The sequence below is a fragment of the Streptomyces yamdrokensis genome, assembly GCF_053890455.1.
The window spans coordinates 1,805,195-1,824,179 of record NZ_CM132679.1 but is presented as its reverse complement, the minus strand read 5'-3'; the positions used below and the strand labels follow the sequence as shown (position 1 = coordinate 1,824,179).

At 73.2% G+C, this 18,985-nt stretch carries 18 protein-coding genes; 11 read left to right on the top strand and 7 right to left on the bottom strand.

Annotated elements, in window-relative coordinates:
- Positions 1-125 precede the first annotated feature (125 nt).
- Complete coding sequence (gene hrpB / locus ACWZEH_RS07590) at positions 126-2,699, bottom strand: ATP-dependent helicase HrpB (protein ID WP_456196786.1); 2,574 nt, start codon at positions 2,697-2,699, stop codon at positions 126-128.
- A gap of 4 nt (positions 2,700-2,703) precedes the next feature.
- Entirely contained in the window at positions 2,704-3,534 is an 831-nt protein-coding gene (locus ACWZEH_RS07585; protein WP_456196785.1) for a class I SAM-dependent methyltransferase, read from the bottom strand.
- Positions 3,535-3,958: 424 nt separating this feature from the next.
- Between ACWZEH_RS07585 and rpsA the strand changes: the two genes are divergently transcribed.
- The 4 genes from rpsA (at position 3,959) to ACWZEH_RS07565 (ending at position 7,798) form a co-directional block, all read left to right on the top strand.
- Positions 3,959-5,479 carry a 30S ribosomal protein S1 gene (rpsA, locus tag ACWZEH_RS07580; protein ID WP_456196783.1) on the top strand — a complete coding sequence of 507 codons (1,521 nt, stop codon included), beginning with the start codon at positions 3,959-3,961 and terminating at the stop codon, positions 5,477-5,479.
- 232 nt (positions 5,480-5,711) lie between these two features.
- Positions 5,712-6,650, top strand: a complete 939-nt coding sequence (locus ACWZEH_RS07575) for a PAC2 family protein (RefSeq protein WP_456196781.1) — start codon at positions 5,712-5,714, stop codon at positions 6,648-6,650.
- Between the two features lie 81 nt (positions 6,651-6,731).
- Entirely contained in the window at positions 6,732-7,349 is a 618-nt protein-coding gene (coaE, locus tag ACWZEH_RS07570) for a dephospho-CoA kinase (RefSeq protein ID WP_456196779.1), read from the top strand.
- A gap of 50 nt (positions 7,350-7,399) precedes the next feature.
- On the top strand, positions 7,400-7,798 hold the full coding sequence (locus tag ACWZEH_RS07565; protein ID WP_456196777.1) for a tetratricopeptide repeat protein: 399 nt from the start codon (positions 7,400-7,402) through the stop codon (positions 7,796-7,798).
- 31 nt (positions 7,799-7,829) lie between these two features.
- Here the strand turns inward: ACWZEH_RS07565 and ACWZEH_RS07560 are convergent, their stop codons facing one another.
- Positions 7,830-8,093: a DUF6343 family protein gene (locus ACWZEH_RS07560; RefSeq protein ID WP_456196775.1), complete on the bottom strand. Its 264-nt coding sequence runs from the start codon at positions 8,091-8,093 to the stop codon at positions 7,830-7,832.
- Positions 8,094-8,248: 155 nt separating this feature from the next.
- Between ACWZEH_RS07560 and ACWZEH_RS07555 the strand changes: the two genes are divergently transcribed.
- Positions 8,249-8,938: a class I SAM-dependent methyltransferase gene (locus tag ACWZEH_RS07555; RefSeq protein WP_456196773.1), complete on the top strand. Its 690-nt coding sequence runs from the start codon at positions 8,249-8,251 to the stop codon at positions 8,936-8,938.
- Positions 8,939-8,982: 44 nt separating this feature from the next.
- On the opposite strand, the gene ACWZEH_RS07550 is transcribed toward ACWZEH_RS07555, so the two are convergent.
- Positions 8,983-9,615, bottom strand: coding sequence for an RNA-binding S4 domain-containing protein (locus ACWZEH_RS07550; protein ID WP_456196771.1), 633 nt, complete (start codon positions 9,613-9,615; stop codon positions 8,983-8,985).
- Positions 9,616-9,738: 123 nt separating this feature from the next.
- Here ACWZEH_RS07550 and ACWZEH_RS07545 point away from each other — a divergent pair, with 123 nt between their 5' ends.
- The 4 genes from ACWZEH_RS07545 (at position 9,739) to glpK (ending at position 14,071) form a co-directional block, all read left to right on the top strand.
- Positions 9,739-10,521, top strand: a complete 783-nt coding sequence (locus tag ACWZEH_RS07545; protein ID WP_456196769.1) for a uracil-DNA glycosylase — start codon at positions 9,739-9,741, stop codon at positions 10,519-10,521.
- A gap of 36 nt (positions 10,522-10,557) precedes the next feature.
- On the top strand, positions 10,558-11,520 hold the full coding sequence (gene pip, locus ACWZEH_RS07540) for a prolyl aminopeptidase (RefSeq protein ID WP_456196767.1): 963 nt from the start codon (positions 10,558-10,560) through the stop codon (positions 11,518-11,520).
- A gap of 178 nt (positions 11,521-11,698) precedes the next feature.
- The gene (locus tag ACWZEH_RS07535) at positions 11,699-12,532 is read left to right on the top strand and encodes an MIP/aquaporin family protein (protein WP_456199487.1); all 834 of its coding nucleotides are present in this window, start codon (positions 11,699-11,701) and stop codon (positions 12,530-12,532) included.
- Between the two features lie 21 nt (positions 12,533-12,553).
- A complete protein-coding gene (gene glpK / locus ACWZEH_RS07530) occupies positions 12,554-14,071 on the top strand; it encodes a glycerol kinase GlpK (RefSeq protein ID WP_456196765.1) in 1,518 nt (505 codons plus the stop codon).
- Here the strand turns inward: glpK and ACWZEH_RS07525 are convergent.
- From ACWZEH_RS07525 to ACWZEH_RS07515, 3 genes are all read right to left on the bottom strand, one after another.
- Positions 14,064-14,309, bottom strand: coding sequence for a hypothetical protein (locus ACWZEH_RS07525; RefSeq protein ID WP_456196763.1), 246 nt, complete (start codon positions 14,307-14,309; stop codon positions 14,064-14,066). The genes glpK and ACWZEH_RS07525 overlap by 8 nt on opposite strands.
- On the bottom strand, positions 14,306-14,719 hold the full coding sequence (locus tag ACWZEH_RS07520; RefSeq protein WP_456196761.1) for a RidA family protein: 414 nt from the start codon (positions 14,717-14,719) through the stop codon (positions 14,306-14,308). Before ACWZEH_RS07520 ends, ACWZEH_RS07525 begins: the two co-directional genes overlap by 4 nt.
- Positions 14,720-15,043: 324 nt before the next feature.
- Positions 15,044-15,997 carry an expansin EXLX1 family cellulose-binding protein gene (locus tag ACWZEH_RS07515; protein ID WP_456196759.1) on the bottom strand — a complete coding sequence of 318 codons (954 nt, stop codon included), beginning with the start codon at positions 15,995-15,997 and terminating at the stop codon, positions 15,044-15,046.
- 468 nt (positions 15,998-16,465) lie between these two features.
- Here ACWZEH_RS07515 and ACWZEH_RS07510 point away from each other — a divergent pair, with 468 nt between their 5' ends.
- Positions 16,466-18,331, top strand: a complete 1,866-nt coding sequence (locus ACWZEH_RS07510; RefSeq protein ID WP_456196758.1) for an FUSC family protein — start codon at positions 16,466-16,468, stop codon at positions 18,329-18,331.
- 458 nt (positions 18,332-18,789) lie between these two features.
- On the top strand, positions 18,790-18,975 hold the full coding sequence (locus ACWZEH_RS07505; RefSeq protein ID WP_456196756.1) for a hypothetical protein: 186 nt from the start codon (positions 18,790-18,792) through the stop codon (positions 18,973-18,975).
- Positions 18,976-18,985 lie beyond the last annotated feature (10 nt).

The following is an 18,985-nucleotide window of genomic DNA, read 5'->3' as shown; positions in this document are numbered from 1 at the left end:
GCCGGATGGGGCGCCCTCGCGTGTACGTGCGACGTGTTCTCACCCCGCCCGCCGTCGCCGTCGCCGCCGTGCCGGCCCCGACGCCACCTGACGGCCCGTCGGTCCTGCGGTGGAGCAGGGGAAGGTCACCGCCCGAGCCGCGCGTTGGTGTGCCGGGTCGGCTCGGCAGCGGCGGGGTCCTCGGGCCACGGATGCCGGGGATACCGGCCGCGCAGCTCGGCCCGTACGCCCCTGTAGCCGTCCCTCCAGAAGGAGGCGAGGTCGGCGGTGACGGCGGCGGGCCGCCCGGCCGGGGACAGCAGGTGCACCAGCAGGGGCACCCCGGCCACCCGCGGCGACTCCTGGAGTCCGAACATCTCCTGGAGCTTCACCGCGAGGACCGGCTGTCCGGGGTCGGAGTAGTCGATCCGGATCGCGGACCCGCTGGGCACGGTGATCCGCTCGGGGGCGAGGCCGTCCAGGCGGGCGGCCTCCCCGGACGCCCATGGCAGCAACCGGCCGAGGGCCCGCCCGGCGTCGATCCGGGCCAGGTCGGCCCGGCGCCGGGCGCGGCTCAGCTCCGGCTCCAGCCACTCCTCCACGCGCGCGTGGAGCGCCTCGTCGGACACGTCGGGCCAGGGCTCGCCGGCCTGCCGGTGCACGAACGCCAGCCGCTGCCGCAGCACGGCCGCCCCGGCCGGCCACCGCAGCAGCCCGAACCCCTCCCGCCGCAGCCCGTCCAGCAGCGCGGCCCGTACGAGCTCCGGCTCCGGGTCGGTACGGGGCCGTACGGCCAGTTCGACGGCCCCCAGCCGCTCGACCCGCCGGGCGACGACGTCCCCGTCGGCCCAGTGCACCTCCTCGCGCGTCTCCAGCAGGGCGCCGGCCGCCCACCGCGCGGTGTCCTCGTCGACGACCGCGCCGAGCCGCACGCGCGCGTGGCCCCGTCCCACGGGCCGGTCGGCCGCGGCGACCGCGATCCAGGGCGCGCCGCGCAACCCGGTGCCGGCCCCGGCCTCGGCCCGCGTCCCGGACACCATCAGGTACGAACCGCCGTCCGCGCGGGCGATCCGCTCGGGGAACGCGAGCGCGGCCACCAGCCCGACCCGCGCGTCCTCCCCGTCCAGACGTGGCGGGCCGCCCCCCGGCGAGAGGCCCCGCGAGGAACCCTCCGCCGAGACCCTCGCGGAGGTCCGCGCGGAAGCCGTCGCGGAGGCGTCCGGTGCGAGCGCGCGCAGCCGGCGCGCCTCGGTCCGCCACCGCTGCGCGTAGGCGTCGTCCCCGCGCCGCGCGGCGCGCAGCGCACCGGTGAGATCGTCCCCGTAGCTCCGCGGCGCCTCCTCGCCGATCAGCGCGACCACCTCGGCGGCGAGCCCGGGGCCCACGGCCGGTGACGCGTCCAGCAGGGCCCGCCCGAGCCGGGGGTGCAGGCCCAGCCGGGCGAGCCGTGTTCCCCGCTCCGTGACCCGCCCGTCGGCGCCGACGGCCCCGATCGCGGTCAGGACGGCCCCGGCCGCCGCCATCGCCCCGGCCGGGGGCGGATCGAGCAGGGCGAGCCCGGAGGCGTCGGGATCGCCCCAGCAGGCCGCCTGGAGCGCGAACGCCGTCAGGTCGGCCACCTTGATCTCGGGGGAGGGGAACCGCGGTAGCCGGACGTCCTCCGCCTGTGCCCAGCACCGGTACACCGCGCCCGGCGCCTCACGCCCGGCCCGCCCCGCCCGCTGGCGGCCCGCCGCCTGCGAGGCCCGGACCGTCGTCAGCGCGCTCAGCCCGCGCGCGTGGTCGACGCGGGGCTCACGCGCGAGGCCCGAGTCCACGACCACCCGGACCCCCGGCACCGTCAGCGACGACTCCGCCACCGAGGTCGCCAGCACCACCCGGCGCCGCTGCCCGGGCGCCAGCACCGCGTCCTGCACGGCGGCCGGCGCCCGCCCGTGCACCTGGAGCACCTCCACGTCCGGGAGCGGCCCCAGCTGCGCGGCGACCCGGGCGATCTCGCCCACGCCCGGCAGGAACACCAGGACGTCCCCGTCCCGTTCGGCCAGCGCCCGCCGCACCACCGACGCCACATGCGTCAGCAGCGCCGGGTCGACCCGCATGCCGTGCGGCGGCCGCGGCGGACGGGAGGGAGGCGCCCACAGCACCTCCACCGGGTGCGCCGCGCCGCGCGCCTCGACGACGGGCGCGCCGCCCAGCAGCCGTGCCCAGCCCGCCGCGTCGGTCGTCGCCGACGCGGCCACCAGACGCAGCTTGGGACGCAGCGTCTCGCGCACGTCCCACAGGAACGCCGCCGCCGTGTCCGCGTCCAGATGCCGCTCGTGGCACTCGTCGAGGACCACGACGTCCACGCCGGTCAGCTCCTGGTCGCGTTGCAGCCGTTGCAGGAGCACGCCGGTCGTGACGACCTCCACGCGCGTGTGCCGTCCGGTCACCCGCTCCCCGCGCACCGTGAAGCCCACCGACCCGCCGGGCTTCTCGCCCAGCAGCCAGGCCATCCGCCGGGCCGCCGCGCGCGCCGCGATCCGCCGCGGCTCGGCGACCAGGACCCGGCGCGCGGGACCGTCACCGGTCAGTCCCGCCAGCACCAGCGGCACCAGGGTCGTCTTGCCGGTGCCGGGCGGTGCGACCAGGACGGCGGCGCCGCGTTCGCGAAGGGCGTCGGTCAGCGGGGGAAGCGCCTCGCGCACCGGGAGGGCGTCGAGAGCGTCATGACGGATCACGCACTCAGTCCCGTACGCACACGAAGATCGCCGTCCCGGGGATCAGCCGGCCGCGCAAGGGGGACCAGCCGCCCCACTCGGAGCTGTTCCACTCCGGCCACCGGGGCTCCACCAGGTCCACCAGACGGAAGCCCGAGGCGGCGACGTCGCGGACCCGGTCGCCCAGCGTCCTGTGGTGCTCGACGTACACCGCGCGGCCCTCCTCGTCCTGCTCCACGTAGGGCGTGCGGTCGAAGTACGACCCGGAGACGCTCAGCCCCTTTGGACCGGGCTCGTCCGGGAACGCCCAGCGGATGGGATGCGTGACGGAGAAGACGAACCGGCCGCCGGGCCGCAGCACCCGGTGCACCTCGCGCAGCACCAGCCGCGGGTCGGCGACGAAGGGCAGCGCCCCGTACGCCGAGCAGGCCAGGTCGAAGGAGTCGTCCGCGAACGGCAGGGCGCCCGCGTCCGCGCACACCAGCGGGAACGGGCCCCCGATGCGCAGCGCGTGCTGCAGCTGCCGGTGCGAGATGTCCAGGGCCACCGGGCGCGCGCCCTGCGCGGCCAGCCAGCGAGAGCACTGGGCCGCGCCGGCGCCGAGCTCCAGGACGGCGCGGTCCTTCAGCTCCTCCGGCGGGCCGAGCAGCTCGGCCTCCACCTCGTCCAGTCCCTCGGGGCACCACACGAAGCGGTCGTCGCCGAGGAACGTGCCGTGCTCGACCTGGTACTCGTCCGCGTTGCGGTCCCACCAGCCGCGGTTGGCGCGGGCGCTCTCGGTGACGCCGGCGTCCCGTCGGGTCGCCTCCGGCTCGGGCGCTTCGGGACCTTCGGGCTCTTGGATGATCGGCTCCATCGTCGTACTCTTCCGTCCAGTCGCCCCGGGTGTCGCCACAGGGACGCACGGTGTCCTGCCGCGTGTGTCCGCGTGGTCTCCGCGCGGCGGGTTCCGCGTGGCATCGAGGCGGCATCTGACGTGCGGCTCTCCCCCGGACGGGGGAATTGTGCCGGTTTTGCGGCGATCCGCCCCGGGTGGGGGTCTTCGCACATTGACCCTGCCCGGCTGCCCCCGTATGCTACAAGTTGCGCTGCGAGCCTGCGCACCTCAGACATAGCAGGTTGTGCTCGCGTCTGTTGCATGTCCCCTCGGTTGTCGAGGCGCCGCCGGGCACCCGGTGTCCGGAATGGCGCTTCCTAGGCTGTCCGGCTTCTGCAGAGCGAAACGGGCTTGGGCGTAGCAGTACCTACGACTCACTGTCCGTACCGGAGCCCTTTCCCACATGACGAGCAGCACCGAGACCACCGCCACCACCCCGCAGGTTGCGGTCAACGACATCGGTAACGAGGAAGCCTTCCTCGCCGCGATCGACGAGACGATCAAGTACTTCAACGACGGCGACATCGTCGACGGCGTCATCGTGAAGGTCGACCGGGACGAGGTCCTGCTCGACATCGGTTACAAGACCGAAGGTGTCATCCCGAGCCGCGAACTCTCGATCAAGCACGACGTCGACCCCAACGAGGTCGTCGCCGTCGGTGACGAGATCGAAGCCCTTGTTCTCCAGAAGGAGGACAAGGAAGGCCGCCTGATCCTCTCGAAGAAGCGCGCCCAGTACGAGCGCGCCTGGGGCACCATCGAGAAGATCAAGGAAGAGGACGGCATCGTCACCGGTACCGTCATCGAGGTCGTCAAGGGTGGTCTCATCCTCGACATCGGCCTCCGCGGCTTCCTCCCGGCCTCCCTGGTCGAGATGCGCCGCGTCCGCGACCTCCAGCCCTACGTGGGCAAGGAGCTCGAGGCGAAGATCATCGAGCTGGACAAGAACCGCAACAACGTGGTCCTGTCCCGCCGTGCCTGGCTGGAGCAGACCCAGTCCGAGGTCCGTCAGACGTTCCTCACCACCCTCCAGAAGGGCCAGGTGCGTTCCGGCGTCGTCTCCTCGATCGTCAACTTCGGTGCCTTCGTGGACCTGGGTGGCGTCGACGGCCTGGTGCACGTGTCCGAGCTGTCCTGGAAGCACATCGACCACCCCTCCGAGGTCGTCGAGGTCGGTCAGGAAGTCACCGTCGAGGTCCTCGACGTCGACATGGACCGCGAGCGTGTCTCCCTGTCGCTGAAGGCGACCCAGGAAGACCCGTGGCAGCAGTTCGCCCGCACCCACCAGATCGGCCAGGTCGTGCCCGGCAAGGTCACGAAGCTGGTTCCGTTCGGTGCGTTCGTCCGGGTGGACGAGGGCATCGAGGGTCTGGTCCACATCTCCGAGCTGGCCGAGCGCCACGTGGAGATCCCGGAGCAGGTCGTCCAGGTCAACGACGAGATCTTCGTCAAGGTCATCGACATCGACCTGGAGCGCCGCCGCATCAGCCTCTCGCTGAAGCAGGCCAACGAGGCCTTCGGCGCCGACCCGTCGGTGGTCGAGTTCGACCCGACCCTGTACGGCATGGCCGCGTCCTACGACGACCAGGGCAACTACATCTACCCCGAGGGCTTCGACCCCGAGACCAACGACTGGCTCGAGGGCTACGAGACCCAGCGGGAGGCGTGGGAGACCCAGTACGCCGAGGCGCAGAACCGCTTCGAGCAGCACCAGGCGCAGGTCATCAAGTCCCGCGAGGCGGACGAGAAGGCCGCTGCCGAGGGTGTCGACACCGCGGGTGCGGCTCCGGCCGCGTCCGGTGGCAGTGGCGGTGGCGGCGGCGGCAGCTCGTACTCCTCCGAGGGCGGCGACAACTCCGGCGCCCTGGCGTCGGACGAGGCGCTGGCCGCGCTGCGCGAGAAGCTGGCCGGCGGCCAGAGCTGAACTCCCCGGAGGCGGCACCCAGCCGCTGAGGCATGACCGGTAACTGAAGGGCCGCACCTTTCGAGGTGCGGCCCTTCAGCGCTGCGCCTCGGGAGCGGGGAGTCGCCCGCGTGCGGGCCGGTGGGGGCTTGTCGTCCAGTTCCCCGCGCCCCTCAGGGAGTTGCCCTCACCTGGGAATACCGGTGCCCCGCGTCACGTTGTCCACGGGGAAACACGAGGAGGGGCGGTCACTGTGCTTGATCCGCAGGGTTTGTACGCGTGGGAGCCGAAGGGGCTGGCTGTCGTCGACATGGCGCTCGCCCAGGAATCGGCCGGTCTTGTCATGCTCTACCACTTCGACGGGTACATCGACGCGGGCGAGACCGGCGACCAGATCGCCGAGCGGCTGCTCGACTCGCTGCCCCACCAGGTCGTCGCCCGATTCGACCACGACCGGCTCGTCGACTACCGGGCCCGTCGCCCTCTGCTGACCTTCACCCGCGACCGCTGGACCGACTACGAGGTACCCGCGCTCGAGGTGCGGCTGGTCCAGGACGCCACCGGAGCGCCGTTCCTGCTGCTCTCCGGCCCGGAACCGGACGTGGAGTGGGAGAGGTTCGCCGCCGCGGTGCGGCAGATCGTGGAACGGCTCGGCGTCCGCCTGTCGGTGAACTTCCACGGCATCCCCATGGGCGTCCCGCACACCCGCCCCGTGGGCATCACCCCGCACGGCAACCGCACCGACCTCGTCCCCGGCCACAGCAGCCCCTTCGAGAAGGCACAGGTTCCCGGCAGCGTCGAGGCCCTCGTCGAGTACCGGCTCATGCAGGCCGGCCATGACGTGCTCGGCGTCGCCGCGCACGTGCCGCACTACATCGCCCGCTCCCCGTACCCGGACGCGGCGCTGACCGTCCTGGAGACCATCACGGCCGCGACCGGCCTGGTCCTGCCCGGTGTGGCACACGCCCTGCGCACCGACGCGCACCGCACCCAGACCGAGATCGACCGCCAGGTGCAGGAGGGCGACGAGGAACTCACGGCCCTCATCCAGGGCCTCGAGCACCAGTACGACGCTGCCGCGGGCGCCGAAAGCCGGGGCAACATGCTCGCCGAGCCGGTGGAGATCCCGTCGGCGGACGAGATCGGGCTCGAGTTCGAGCGGTTCCTGGCGGAGCGCGAAGGCGACGTCTGAGACGGCCGGGCCCACCCGGCCACGGGCGGGGCCGGGATCCCGCCCGGCCTGCCGCCGGCGGCAGGCCCTAAGCTTTCGGGCATGCTGAAGGTGGGACTGACCGGTGGGATCGGTGCCGGCAAGAGTGAGGTGTCGCGACTGCTCGTCGAGCGCGGCGCCGTACTGATCGACGCGGACCGCATCGCGCGCGAGGCCGTCGCGCCGGGGACACCCGGTCTCACGGAGGTCGTGGCGGCCTTCGGTGAGGAGATCCTCACCGGGGACGGCAGCCTGGACCGGCCGCGGCTCGGCGCGATCGTCTTCGCCGACGCGGAGAAACTCGCCCTCCTCAACTCGATCGTCCACCCCCTGGTGGGCGCCCGTTCCCGGGAGCTGGAGGAAGCCGCCGCCGAGGACGCCGTCGTCGTCCACGACGTGCCCCTCCTCACGGAGAACGGACTGGCGTCCCTCTACGACCTCGTGATCGTGGTCGACACGAGCGCCGGGACCCAGCTCGAGCGGCTCGTCGGCCGACGCGGCATGAGCGAGGAGGACGCCCGCGCGCGCATGGCCGCCCAGGCGACGCGCGAGCAGCGCCGGAAGATCGCGGACATCGTCATCGACAACGACGTACCTCTGGACGAGCTGGAGCGGCGGGTCGAGGACGTGTGGGCCGGGCTCGTACGCCGGGCGGGGGCGGACCGGCCCGCGCAGGAATAGAGGTCCCCGGCCGGGGCGTTGAACCGGTTCGGCGAGGGAAGGATGCGGCTGTGCCCCAGAGCAGTGGTTCGACCGGACGTACGCCCGAGACGCATGTCATCGACTTCCGTGCCGCCGAGCACCTGCTTGCCTCACGGGACCCGCGGGGTGCGGTGAAGCTGCTGGACGGGGTCATCGACGCGTATCCGGAGAACACGGCGGCGCGGCTGCTGCGCGCGCGGGCGTTCTTCGCGGCGGCCCAGCTGCGTCCGGCGGAACTCGAGTTCTCCATCGTCCTGGAGCGCGAACCGGACAACGCCTTCGCGCACTTCGCGCTCGCCCGCACCTACCAGCGGCAGCGGCGGCCCGACCCGGCCAGGCGCCACTTCCGGCTGGCCGCCGCCCTGGACCCGAACCCGGAATACCTGAAGGCCGCGCGCTTCGACGACGGCCGGGACGACGAGGGCTGAGACGGCGGCGCCCCGCGAGGGAGCACACGGGTCACGTCGTGTCCCGGGGCGGATCGTACGGCGGCACGTCACGGCCGGGCTGGTAGCGCGCTCCCTGGCGCATACGCCGGACGACCACGATCAGGTCGACGGTGACGACCAGCCACAGCAGCGCGCACACCAGGGCCCAGCCGGGATGCCCGGCGACCGCGAACGCCACCGTCCCGAAGATGGTCCAGACCTCGCCCCACACGCTCAGCCAGAACCGCATGCGCAGCGCACTGCGCGCGGTCCTCGGCTCACTGCCCGTCCGCATGCCATCACCACCATTCCTCCTTCCACGGTACGTCCGGCCGGTGGGGGACGGCCGCTGTCGCCCGTCGGAGGCACGCCGTCACTCGGTCGAGTGAACCGGGGGAGTGCGGGAACGGGTGTGCGGATCCGGTCCGTTGGACGGACATGAAGCCGAGAATGCGTGAAGGCTACGAGGGAGCGGGCCCCGGGGCGATCACCCCGGACGGCTGCGCGGTGGAGCTGTACTCGCGGCTGCCCGTCGGGGACGAGCCGGACGTCATCGCCGCCGCGGTACCGGCGGGCGCGCGGGTCCTGGAGCTGGGCAGCGGCGTGGGGAGGATGACCCACGCACTGCTGGAACGCGGGTTCACGGTCACGGCCGTGGACGAGTCCGCCGAGATGCTGGAGCGCGTGCGCGGGGCGCGGACCATATGCGGTCCCATAGAGAAGCTGCGGCTGGACGAGACGTTCGACGTGGTGCTGCTCGCCTCGTTCCTGGTGCACGCGGGTGACACACAGGTGCGGCGGGGACTGCTGCGCACCTGTGTGCGGCATCTGGCGAAGGGAGGGTGCGTACTGATCCAGCGGGAGGGCGAGGACTACCACACGAACGTGCCCCGCGAGCGGGTGGACCCGGCGGGCTTCACCGTGCGCATCGTGTCGGCCGAGCCGGTCGGCGACGGAGTCGACGCGGTGCGCGCCGAGTACGTGTTCCCGGACGCGGTGTGGACACAGACGTTCCGGTCACGGCCGCTGACGAAGACGCGGTTCGAGGAGGCGCTGGGGGAGGAGGGCCTGCGCGTGGACCGGTATCTGACGGAGGACGGGATGTGGGTGAGGGCGGTGGCGGCGGCGAGCGGAGGCTGAGCGGAACACGGTGACTTCCGTTTTGGGCCGCTGCCGTCACGCGTTCACGGCCGCGCGGCGCCACCGGAACGCCGGCCACGGTTTCCGCGACCGGCGGACCTCCCCTGATCCGCGAAGCCGCTGGGGCCCTCGGCCCCGCCGCGGTCACCGGGCCCGGCCGGTCCGGCGGATCCCTCCAGGGCCCCGAGGCCGCGCAGGCGTTCCAGTTCCCGGCGGTCGCGCTTCGTCGGGCGGCCCGCGCCGCGGTCCCGGATGCCGGCCGGGGCGACGGCGTCGCGGGGCGGGGGCGGAGGGGAGTTGTCGATGTAGCACTGGACCGCGACCGGGGCGCCCACCCGCTTGCGGATCAGGCGCTTGACGACGACGACCCGTTCCCGCCCGTCGTGCCGCAGGCGCACCTCGTCGCCGACGCGCAGGGAGTGCGCGGGCTTCACCCGCTCACCGTTCACGCGTACATGGCCGCCGCGGCAGGCGTTGGCACCGAGGGAACGGGTCTTGACCAGGCGTACGGACCAGATCCAGCTGTCGGTCCGGACGCTCTCGCCGCTCTGCGGTCCGGCAGCCTCGGCAGCCGCCACAGCGGCGGCGGCGTCGGGTCCGGGGGGCGCGGAGGCCGTCGCCTTCGTCGTGTCCCCGTCGCCACGCGTCCTGCCGTACTGAGCATCCTCAAAAGCCATGGTCCGACTCTAATCCTCCGGGGCGGCCCGGTGAGAAGGGATTTCGGCCGCCGCACCGCCGGTGAGCGGGCCGGGCGGACGGGGCGCCCGCCGGCGCCGGCCGGTGCGTCCTACCGTGGAGGGATGGAGCACCCCAGTGGCCTCCCCGACTTCCACGGCCTTCCCGACCTCCCCGCCTCCTGCGGTGTCCGCGACCCCTGCGGCCTTCCCGCCCTCGACCGGCGCGTCACCGGCTGTCGTGCCTGCCCGCGGCTGGTGGACTGGCGTGAGGAGGTCGCCCGTACCAAGCGCGCCGCGTTCGCCGACTGGACGTACTGGGGCCGGCCGGTGCCGGGATTCGGGCCGCCGGACGCCCGGCTGCTGATCGTCGGGCTGGCGCCCGCCGCGCACGGCGGCAACCGCACGGGACGGATGTTCACCGGGGACCGGTCCGGGGACGTGCTGTACGAGGCGCTGTACGACGTCGGACTCGCCTCGCAGCCGACGTCCACGCACACCGGGGACGGCCTGGAGCTGTACGGCGTACGCATCACCTCGCCCGTGCACTGCGCCCCGCCCGCCAACAAACCGACCCCCGGCGAACGGGACACCTGCCGGCCCTGGCTGGTGCGGGAACTGCGGCTGCTGCGGCCGACGCTGCGGGCCGTCCTCGTCCTCGGTGCCTTCGGCTGGCAGGCCTCGCTGCCCGCCCTCGCCGCAGCGGGCTGGACCGTGCCCCGCCCCCGGCCCGTCTTCGCCCACGGCGCCCACGTCACGCTCCCCGCCCCGGACGGCGACGGCCTGTGCCTCTTCGGCTGCTTCCACGTCAGCCAGCGCAACACCTTCACCGGCCGGCTCACCCCCACCATGCTCCGGGAGGTACTGAGCACGGCGGCCGAAGCAGCGGGACTGCCCACGCGAAAATGAGAAGACCCCCCACGCCACGCGCGTTACGGTGCTCCGATGGGCCGCTATCCGGACATCGAACCGTACGACCGGGGCATGCTGGAGGTCGGCGACGGCAACCGCGTGTACTGGGAGACCTGCGGGAACCCGCACGGCAAGCCCGCGCTGGTGCTGCACGGCGGTCCGGGAAGCCGCGCGACCCCCGGCCTCCGCCGCTACTTCGACCCCGACGCCTACCGCGTCGTGCTCCTCGACCAGCGCGGCGCCGGACGTTCGACACCGAGCGCCGCCGACCACACCACCGACATGAGCGTCAACACGACCGCCCACCTCATGGCCGACCTGGAGCGCCTGCGCGCCCACCTGGGCATCGAGCGGTGGCTGGTGTGGGGCGTGTCCTGGGGCTCGGCGCTGGGACTGCGGTACGCGCAGACGCACCCCGGTGCGGTGTCCGAGCTGGTGCTCACCGGAGTCACCACCGGGTCCGACCCCGAGGTGGCCCTGCTGACCCGGGGGCTGGGGAAACTCTTCCCGGAGGCCTTCGAACGCTTCGTCGGCGAACTGCCCGCCGGTGAGCGCGACGGCAACCTCGCCGCCGCCTACAACAGACTGCTCGAGTCCCCCGACCCCGACGTCCGGGAACGGGCCGCGCGGGCCTGGACCGACTGGGAGACGGCGATCATCCCCGCGCCGCCGGGCTCGGTCGCGCGCTTCCAGGACCCCGGGTTCCGCAGGGGCTTCGCCCGCACCGTCACCCACTACTGGGGCAACGACCACTTCCTCGGAGAGGGCAACGACGAGGGCGTCGTCCTCCGTGACGCGCACCTCCTGAAGGGCGTCCCCGGCACGCTGGTCCAGGGCAGCCTCGACCTCGGCAACCTCCTGGGCATCGTCTGGCGGCTCCATCACGCCTGGCCGGACAGCGAGTTGACGATCGTGGACGAGGCCGGCCACGACGCCGGTGCCGTCGGCGACGACGCACTGGTGGCGGCGACGGACCGGTACGCGCGCGGCGGATGAACACCGCCGCACCGTGTGCTCCATGAGAGGGAATTCCGGCTCCCCGCAAGCGTGATCCCCCCGGCGGACATACGCTTCCGACAAGGGGATGAAATCGCAGCGGAATTCCAGCCGAGGAGGGCCGGTGGCTAAACGTATCACCCGACGACGTGGCTATCGAGAAGGCATCTTCGGTGAGATGATCGCCGAATTTCTGGGAACATTCGTCCTGATTCTCCTGGGTGTTGGTTCGGTGGCCGTAGCCGTCGTCGGACTGCCCGGATCGGGTCGGCAGGCGGTGGAGTTCGGGGCCGACAACTGGCTCATCATCGCGTGGGGCTGGGGCCTCGCCGTGGTGTTCGGCGTGTATGTGGCCGGCGGTATCAGCGGCGCCCACATCAACCCCGCCGTGACCCTGGCCTTCGCCGTACGACGGGACTTCCCCTGGCGGAAGGTCCTGCCCTACTGGCTGGCGCAGGTCGTGGGTGCCTTCGTGGCCGCCGCGCTCGTCTACGCCTGCTACAGATGGGCGATCGTCGCGGCCGAAACCCAGGCGGGCGTCCCGCGGGACGAATCGCTGGCAACCTACTCGATCTTCGCCACATTCCCCGCCGAATACTTCGGGAATTCATGGTGGGGCCCCTTGCTCGACCAGATCGTGGGCACCGCAATTCTGCTTCTTCTGATCTGCGCGCTCATCGATATGCGCAACACGGCCCCCATGGCGAATCTCCACCCGTTCATCATCGGTTTGGTGGTCGTCGTCATCGGTCTGACGTTCGGCACCAATGCCGGATACGCGATCAATCCCGCACGGGACTTCGGCCCCCGGCTGTTCACCTATTTCGAAGGCTGGGGCTCGATCGCCCTGCCCGGGTCATTCCAATGGTTCAGCGGCTACTGGTGGATTCCCATCGTCGGCCCGCTCATCGGCGGAGTCCTCGGGATGGCCGTGTACGACCTGCTCATCAGCCCGGTGCTCAAGGCCCGGGCGGGAGAGGCCGAAGAAGGCCCGGCCACCGAAGAACCCTAGGCACACCAGGAGGCGGCAACGATGCCCGAATTCGTCGGCGCGGTGGACCAGGGGACCACCAGTACGCGCTTCATGATCTTCGACCACGCAGGGAACGAGGTGGCGAGGCACCAGCTCGAGCACAGCCAGATCCTGCCGCGGTCGGGGTGGGTCGAACACGACCCGGTGGAGATCTGGGAGCGCACCAACACGGTGATCCAGAACGGCCTCCGTGCCGGAGGACTGTCGGCCGCCGATCTGCGGGCCATCGGCATCACCAACCAGCGCGAGACGACCGTGGTCTGGGACCCGCGCACCGGCCGTCCGTACTACAACGCCATCGTCTGGCAGGACACCCGCACCGACAGCATCGCCGCCGCCCTCGAACGCGACGGCCACGGCGACACCATCCGCCACAAGGCCGGACTGCCGCCGGCCACCTACTTCTCCGGCGGCAAGATCAAGTGGCTGCTGGAGAACGTGGACGGGCTGCGCGAGGCCGCCGAGGCGGGCCACGCCCTGTTCGGCAACACGGACGCCTGGGTGCTGTGGAACCTCACCGGCGGCCCGGGCGGCGGTGTGCACTGCACCGACGTGACCAACGCCAGCCGGACCATGCTGATGAACCTGGAGACCCTGGACTGGGACGACGAACTGCTGGACATCTTCGGCATCCCCCGCTCGATGCTGCCGGCCATCCACCCCTCGTCCGATGCCGAGGCGTACGGCGAGGCCCGCACCTCCCGGCCGCTGGGCGCCGCCGTCCCGATCACCGGAGTACTCGGCGACCAGCACGCGGCGACCGTCGGCCAGGTCTGCTTCTCCCCCGGCGAGGCCAAGAACACCTACGGCACGGGCAACTTCCTGGTTCTCAACACCGGCACGGAACTGGTGCGCTCCAGCCACGGCCTGCTGACGACGGTGGCGTACCAGTTCGCGGGCAGCCCCGCGGTCTACGCGCTGGAGGGCTCCATCGCCGTCACCGGCGCCGCCGTGCAGTGGCTGCGCGACCAGCTGAAGATCATCACGAGTGCCGCGGAGAGCGAGCAGCTGGCGCGTTCGGTGGAGGACAACGGCGGGATGTTCTTCGTGCCGGCGTTCTCCGGCCTCTTCGCCCCGTACTGGCGCTCCGACGCCCGGGGCGCCATGGTGGGCCTGGCCCGCTACAACACCGGTGCGCACATCGCCCGGGCCACGCTGGAGGCCATCTGCTACCAGAGCCGCGACGTGGTCGAGGCCATGGAGCAGGACTCGGGCGTGCACCTGGACGTGCTCAAGGTCGACGGCGGCGTGACCGCGAACGACCTGTGCATGCAGATCCAGGCCGACGTGCTGGGGGTGCCGGTCAGCCGTCCCGTGGTCGCCGAGACCACCGCGCTGGGCGCCGCCTACGCCGCCGGGCTCGCGGTCGGCTTCTGGCGCGACACCGACGAACTGCGCTCCCACTGGCAGGAGTCGAAGCGCTGGAACCCGGAATGGAGCGAGGAGCGGCGCCAGAGCGGCTACCAGGACTGGAAACGGGCGGTGGAGCGCACCCTGGACTGGGTCAAGGTCACCTGACGGCCGTCCGTGGACGGACCTCGCCGGCGGTCGGCGATGTCCGCCGCTTCCCCCGCCCACGTCTCCCGCGGGGGACGAGGACGTGGCGGAAGCAGCCGTACACCTCGTCGTCGGAGCGGGGCCGGACCACGCCCGGCAGCGCGGCGGCGAAGGGCCACAGCCGGACGGCGGCCGCGCCGTCGGCGCCGTCGCCCGAAACGGCCCGGCGCGGACCCACCGCCCGGTCGCCGGTCGTCACGCGTCGGCGGCGTCCGGTACGACCGCCGTCGCCGTGATCTCCACGAGCTGCCCGGAGTACCCGAGGCAGGCCACGCCGATCAGGGTCGACGCGTGGGGACCCGTGCTCAGCCCGGACGCCTCCACCACGTCCCACACGGCGGAGAGCACCGCGGGCTCACCGCTCACGACGTACACGTCCGTCGCGACGACATGGGCGAAGTCGCTGCCCACCGCCCGCAGCTGCTCCTCGAGGTCGGCGATCACCCGCCGGGCCTGCCGCACCGGGTCCCCCTCGCCGACCAGCTTCCCGCCGGCGTCCAGCGGGACCGACCCGGCGAGGAACGCCGGCCTGGCGCCCGCCTCGACGACACAGGCGTGGGAGTAGGCGGGCGGCGGGAAGAGCGTGGGGACGGTGACGCGCCGGATCACACGGACTCCGATCCACGGGTACGGCGGACAACTCCCCGATCCTGTGCGACCCGGCACGCCACCGCATCCGATTTTCGATCGCCCTCCCTCGGTCGCCTCATATCCGCGCCGGTCACGGCGTACGTCGTCGTGAGGTATCGCGTCGGACCGCACACGGCTCCGACGGCTCGGGCGGCACGGAGAAGACCTGGATCAGGGCCGGTCGCCTGCAGCACATGAGCTTCGTGGCGGACCGGCTCGACGCAGTCACGAGAGGACGGCCCAGGCCGTGACGCCGGGCGTGCCGACCGCGCCCCGCCGGGGCCACGGGTGGACGGCACCGTGTCAGTGCCGGGCGAACTGGACACGCGTCGGCTGCACGACATCCGGCCGCACGCTGATGCCGTCGACGGTCAGCCGCTCCCCGTAGATGTCGGTGAGTCTCAGGGCGCCGCCGCAGCCGGTGCCGTCGGGGGAGAGGAAGTAGTTGTACCCGGTACGGGTCAGCCGGAGCCAGCCGGAGCCGGTGCCGACCTCCAGCCGGGCCAGCGGGTTGCGGTGCCCGATCGCCTGGATGCCGCACCAGTGGCTGCTGGAACCGGTCTTGTAGCGGATCGAGACGGTGTCGGACGTATCAGGGCTGAGCAGGCTCCACGTGACCGGGATCTGCCCGGCGGAGAGGCCGGCGAGCTCGGCGAAGGCTTCCTTGCTCAGGTCGAGCTGTCCAGGAGCGCAGGGCGAGGGGCACTCGTTGGTGATCCGGACCGTCACGGACGCGCCGCCGGCCGCGCGGACCAGGACGTACGCCCCGCACGCCCGGGACGTCTCGTAGTCGGCGGTGTTCATCGCCGCGGTCATACGGTCGGGGCTCGGACCGTACAGGCAGGCGCCGTCGCCGTCCCCGGCGTCGTAGTGGGTGGCGACTCCGCTGTAGGTGGCCCCGGGCTCGATCCGCCCCGGCAGCGGTGCCCCGCCGGAAGCCGGGCGCGGGGTGGCGGCAGGGGCGCTCCCGCGCGACGGCTCGGCCGCCGTGGTCGTCGCGGAGGCCTTCGGGGCCGGAGACGCCGTGGACGGCTCCGCCTTCGGTGTCCGCTCGGTCGCCGTGGGCGGGACGCTCGGCCGGGCGCCGGCGTCAACGCCGGTGGCGGACGTGGCCGTGGCCCGCACGGTGTCGGAGCCGTCGTCGGGGGTGAGGGCGACGACCAGCGACATGAGGAGCCCGGCGGCGGTCACGGCGACGGCCGGGACCAGGGCGCCGCGCCACTTGCGGCGGGGGCGGCGGTGGGAGGGGGATGCCACGGATGAGTCCTTATGTGGTGCGGGAGAACACGCGCTTTCGACCCGGCAGTGGTCACAGCCGCCGGAAAGGTTGCCGGGCTTTCAGCGGCGGTGCGGCGGGAGAGCTCCGCCCACACGGTCTCGCCCGGGCCGGTCGGCCGGGGTGTGGCGCCCCAGCCGTCCGCGAGGGCGCCCACCAGGAGCGGGCCGCGGCCCGACCCGCCGTCCGGGCACGGCGTTGCGGGGGCCGGCCGCGACCTAGGTGTCCAGGTGGCCGAGCAGCTCGAAACCGCCGAGTCCGGCCGGGTCCTCGGGGCTCGACGGAGCCGCGTTCACGGAGGAACGCGGGCTTGGTCCGCATCGTCACACCCCGGAAACGCGCGCGTTCGCTTCCCTCGCCCCACTCCGCTTACCGTGGACACCACGCCCCCCGCCCGGTCACCGTCGCCCGCGAGCCCGCCCCGCCCCCGACGTGACGACTGGAGCCCCGTGTCCCGCACCGCGCCCGCCGTACCCCCGTGGCTCGCCCATGCCCTGCGGGCCCAGCGCGGGCCGGTTCCGTGGAGTGCGGTCACGCGTGGGGCGCTGTCGGCCGGGCCGGTGCTGCTCGTCGCGGTGCTCGCCGGGCAGCCCACCGTCGGGGTCGCCGCCGTCATCGGCGCCATGCTCGCCGGGATCAACGACCGGCCCGGGAGCCGGCGGGCCTCGGTCGGACGGATCGGGGTGCCCGCGCTCGCGGGGGCGGCCGGGCTGGCCGTGGGGACGTACGCGGGGGACCACACCCCGGCCGTCCTGCTGACGCTGCTGATGGCCGGGCTCGGTCTGGTCGCCGGAGGGATCAGTGCCCTCGGGCCGGTCGGTTCCGCCGTCGGCACGCAGTTGCTCGTCGGTGTCGCGGTCGGCGCCGGGATGCCGTTGCCGGAGAGCGGCTGGGAGCGGGCGCTCGCCTACCTCGCCGGGGCCGGCTGGCTGCTCCTGCTGCGGCTGGCGCTGCCCACTCCGGGCTCTCTGACGGGGGACTCCCGGTTCGGCTTCCGGTTCGACGGGGAGCGGCACGCCGTGGCGGGTGTGTACGAGGCCGTCGCCGCGCTGCTCGACGCCGCGGGCTCGGACACCGCCACCACGCGGCGGGCCGCGCTCACCGCCGCCCTCGACCAGGCCCAGGACGCGCTCGCCGGGCCCCGGCTGCGGCGGTACGCCGCTTCCGCGGCCGAACGGCGACTGCACGCGCAGTACGCCGCCGCGTTGCCGCTGGCCGAGGCCGCGACCGCGCTGGCCTGGGCGGGGGAGACCGTGCCGGCCCGTGCGTCCGAAGGGCCCCGGCGGCTCGCCGTCGCCGTACGCGGCGGCGCCCCCACCGGAGCGCTGCCCGCGCCGTCCCGGTCCGTCCCCGCGCTGCGCGCCCTCGACGACGCCCTCCTGCGCGCCGCCGTGGCCTTCGACCGGGCCGAGGGCGGTGACCTGCACACGCGCCGCCGGTCCCGCGCCGCCCGCACCCGTACCGTCCTCGGCGCCCGGGGGAGGGAGTACGGCATGCGGGTCGCCCTCTGTTTCGGCGTGAGCGTCGCCGTCGCCCAGGCCCTGTACCACTCCCGCTGGTACGGGCAGCACGAACACTGGTACTGGCTGCCCGCCACCGCCGTCTTCCTCGTCAAGCCCGACCTCGGGCCCCTCGCCTCCCGGGTGCTGAACCGCGCCGCCGGAACCGTGCTCGGGGCGCTCCTCTTCGCCGGGTTCGCCGCCGTGCTGCCCCGGCCGGAAGGGCTCATCGTGCTGGTGGCGGTCAGCGGGGCGCTCATCCCCGTCGCCGCCCGGCACTTCGCCGCGCAGACCACCGTCGTCACCGTGCTCGTGCTCGCCCTGGTGATGGTGGGCGGTGAACCGGAGGCCTCCGTCGCGCGGATCGGCGAGACGCTGCTCGCCTGCGCCATCGTGCTCGTCGTCGGCCATCTCCCGATGCCGGGACAGCGCGGCCACGGCATCCGGGCCCGGCTCACCGAAGCGGACGGCGCCGCCCACACCTACCTCGCCCATGTGCTCGGCTCCTCCGACGACCGCGCCGCCCGCTGGGTCCTGCGCCGCGAGGCCTACCGCACTCTTGCCGAGGCCCGTACCGCCATCGCCCTCGCCTCCGCCGAGCTGCCCGCGCTCGCCCGGCACTCCCGCGGCACGGACGAGTTCGCCGCCCTCCTCGAGGAACTCGTCGACGCCACCACCGCCTGCGCCGTCCACCTCGACGACACGGGCCGGCTCGACCCCCGCCACACCGAGCGGCTCGCCGAACTCCGGAAGGACCTGGCGGTGTGCCGCGAGCGGGTGGGAGTCCGGCTGCCGGAGGTACCCGTCGCGAGGTGAGCCGGGCCCCCGCGACACCTGAGCGGGGGCGGCGCGAAGAACCCTGGAACCGGGCGCCCGAGTTCCGGTGAGGGCGCCGGCCACTTCGCGCAACGGGACCGTTGCGCAGGAGGAACCATGTCGCTTTCGGGGATCGTCTCGCGCGGGCCGGCGCGCGGCGTGAGCGGAACTCCTGGTCGAGGAGAAGGCCGTCACCCGTGCGAAGGGCGCGCTCAGGGCCGAGGGGCGCGCGACGGCCTTCGGCGCCCCGCGGGAAGCGAGCGCATCCGCCACCACGACGAACACGGCGAGTAGGGGTTTACGTGCGGAAAGCGGCCGGACGTTCGGAAGATCGGAGAGCCGGCTCACACCTGAAGGTGAACGCGTGTCAACTACGTCTCAGTACGGTCTCCGCGCGAGGCGATCACCCGTCGTCGGCGTTTGACTCCACGAGTGCAACGCTGGACGAGAGGCTGCCGGTGAACGGGCGAACGGTGCTTGAACGCTTTCCCGCGGGTGGACCGCGCGGGTCCTGGCCCGCGGAGGAGTTCGCGCGGGCACGACGTGCGGAGGGCCTGCCCGCCGAGGTGGTCATGGACCTCGCGACCGACACGTTCCTGGTGATCGTCCGCGGCGGCGACGGCAGCGCCGACGCGCTCGCGTGAGGCCCGGGAA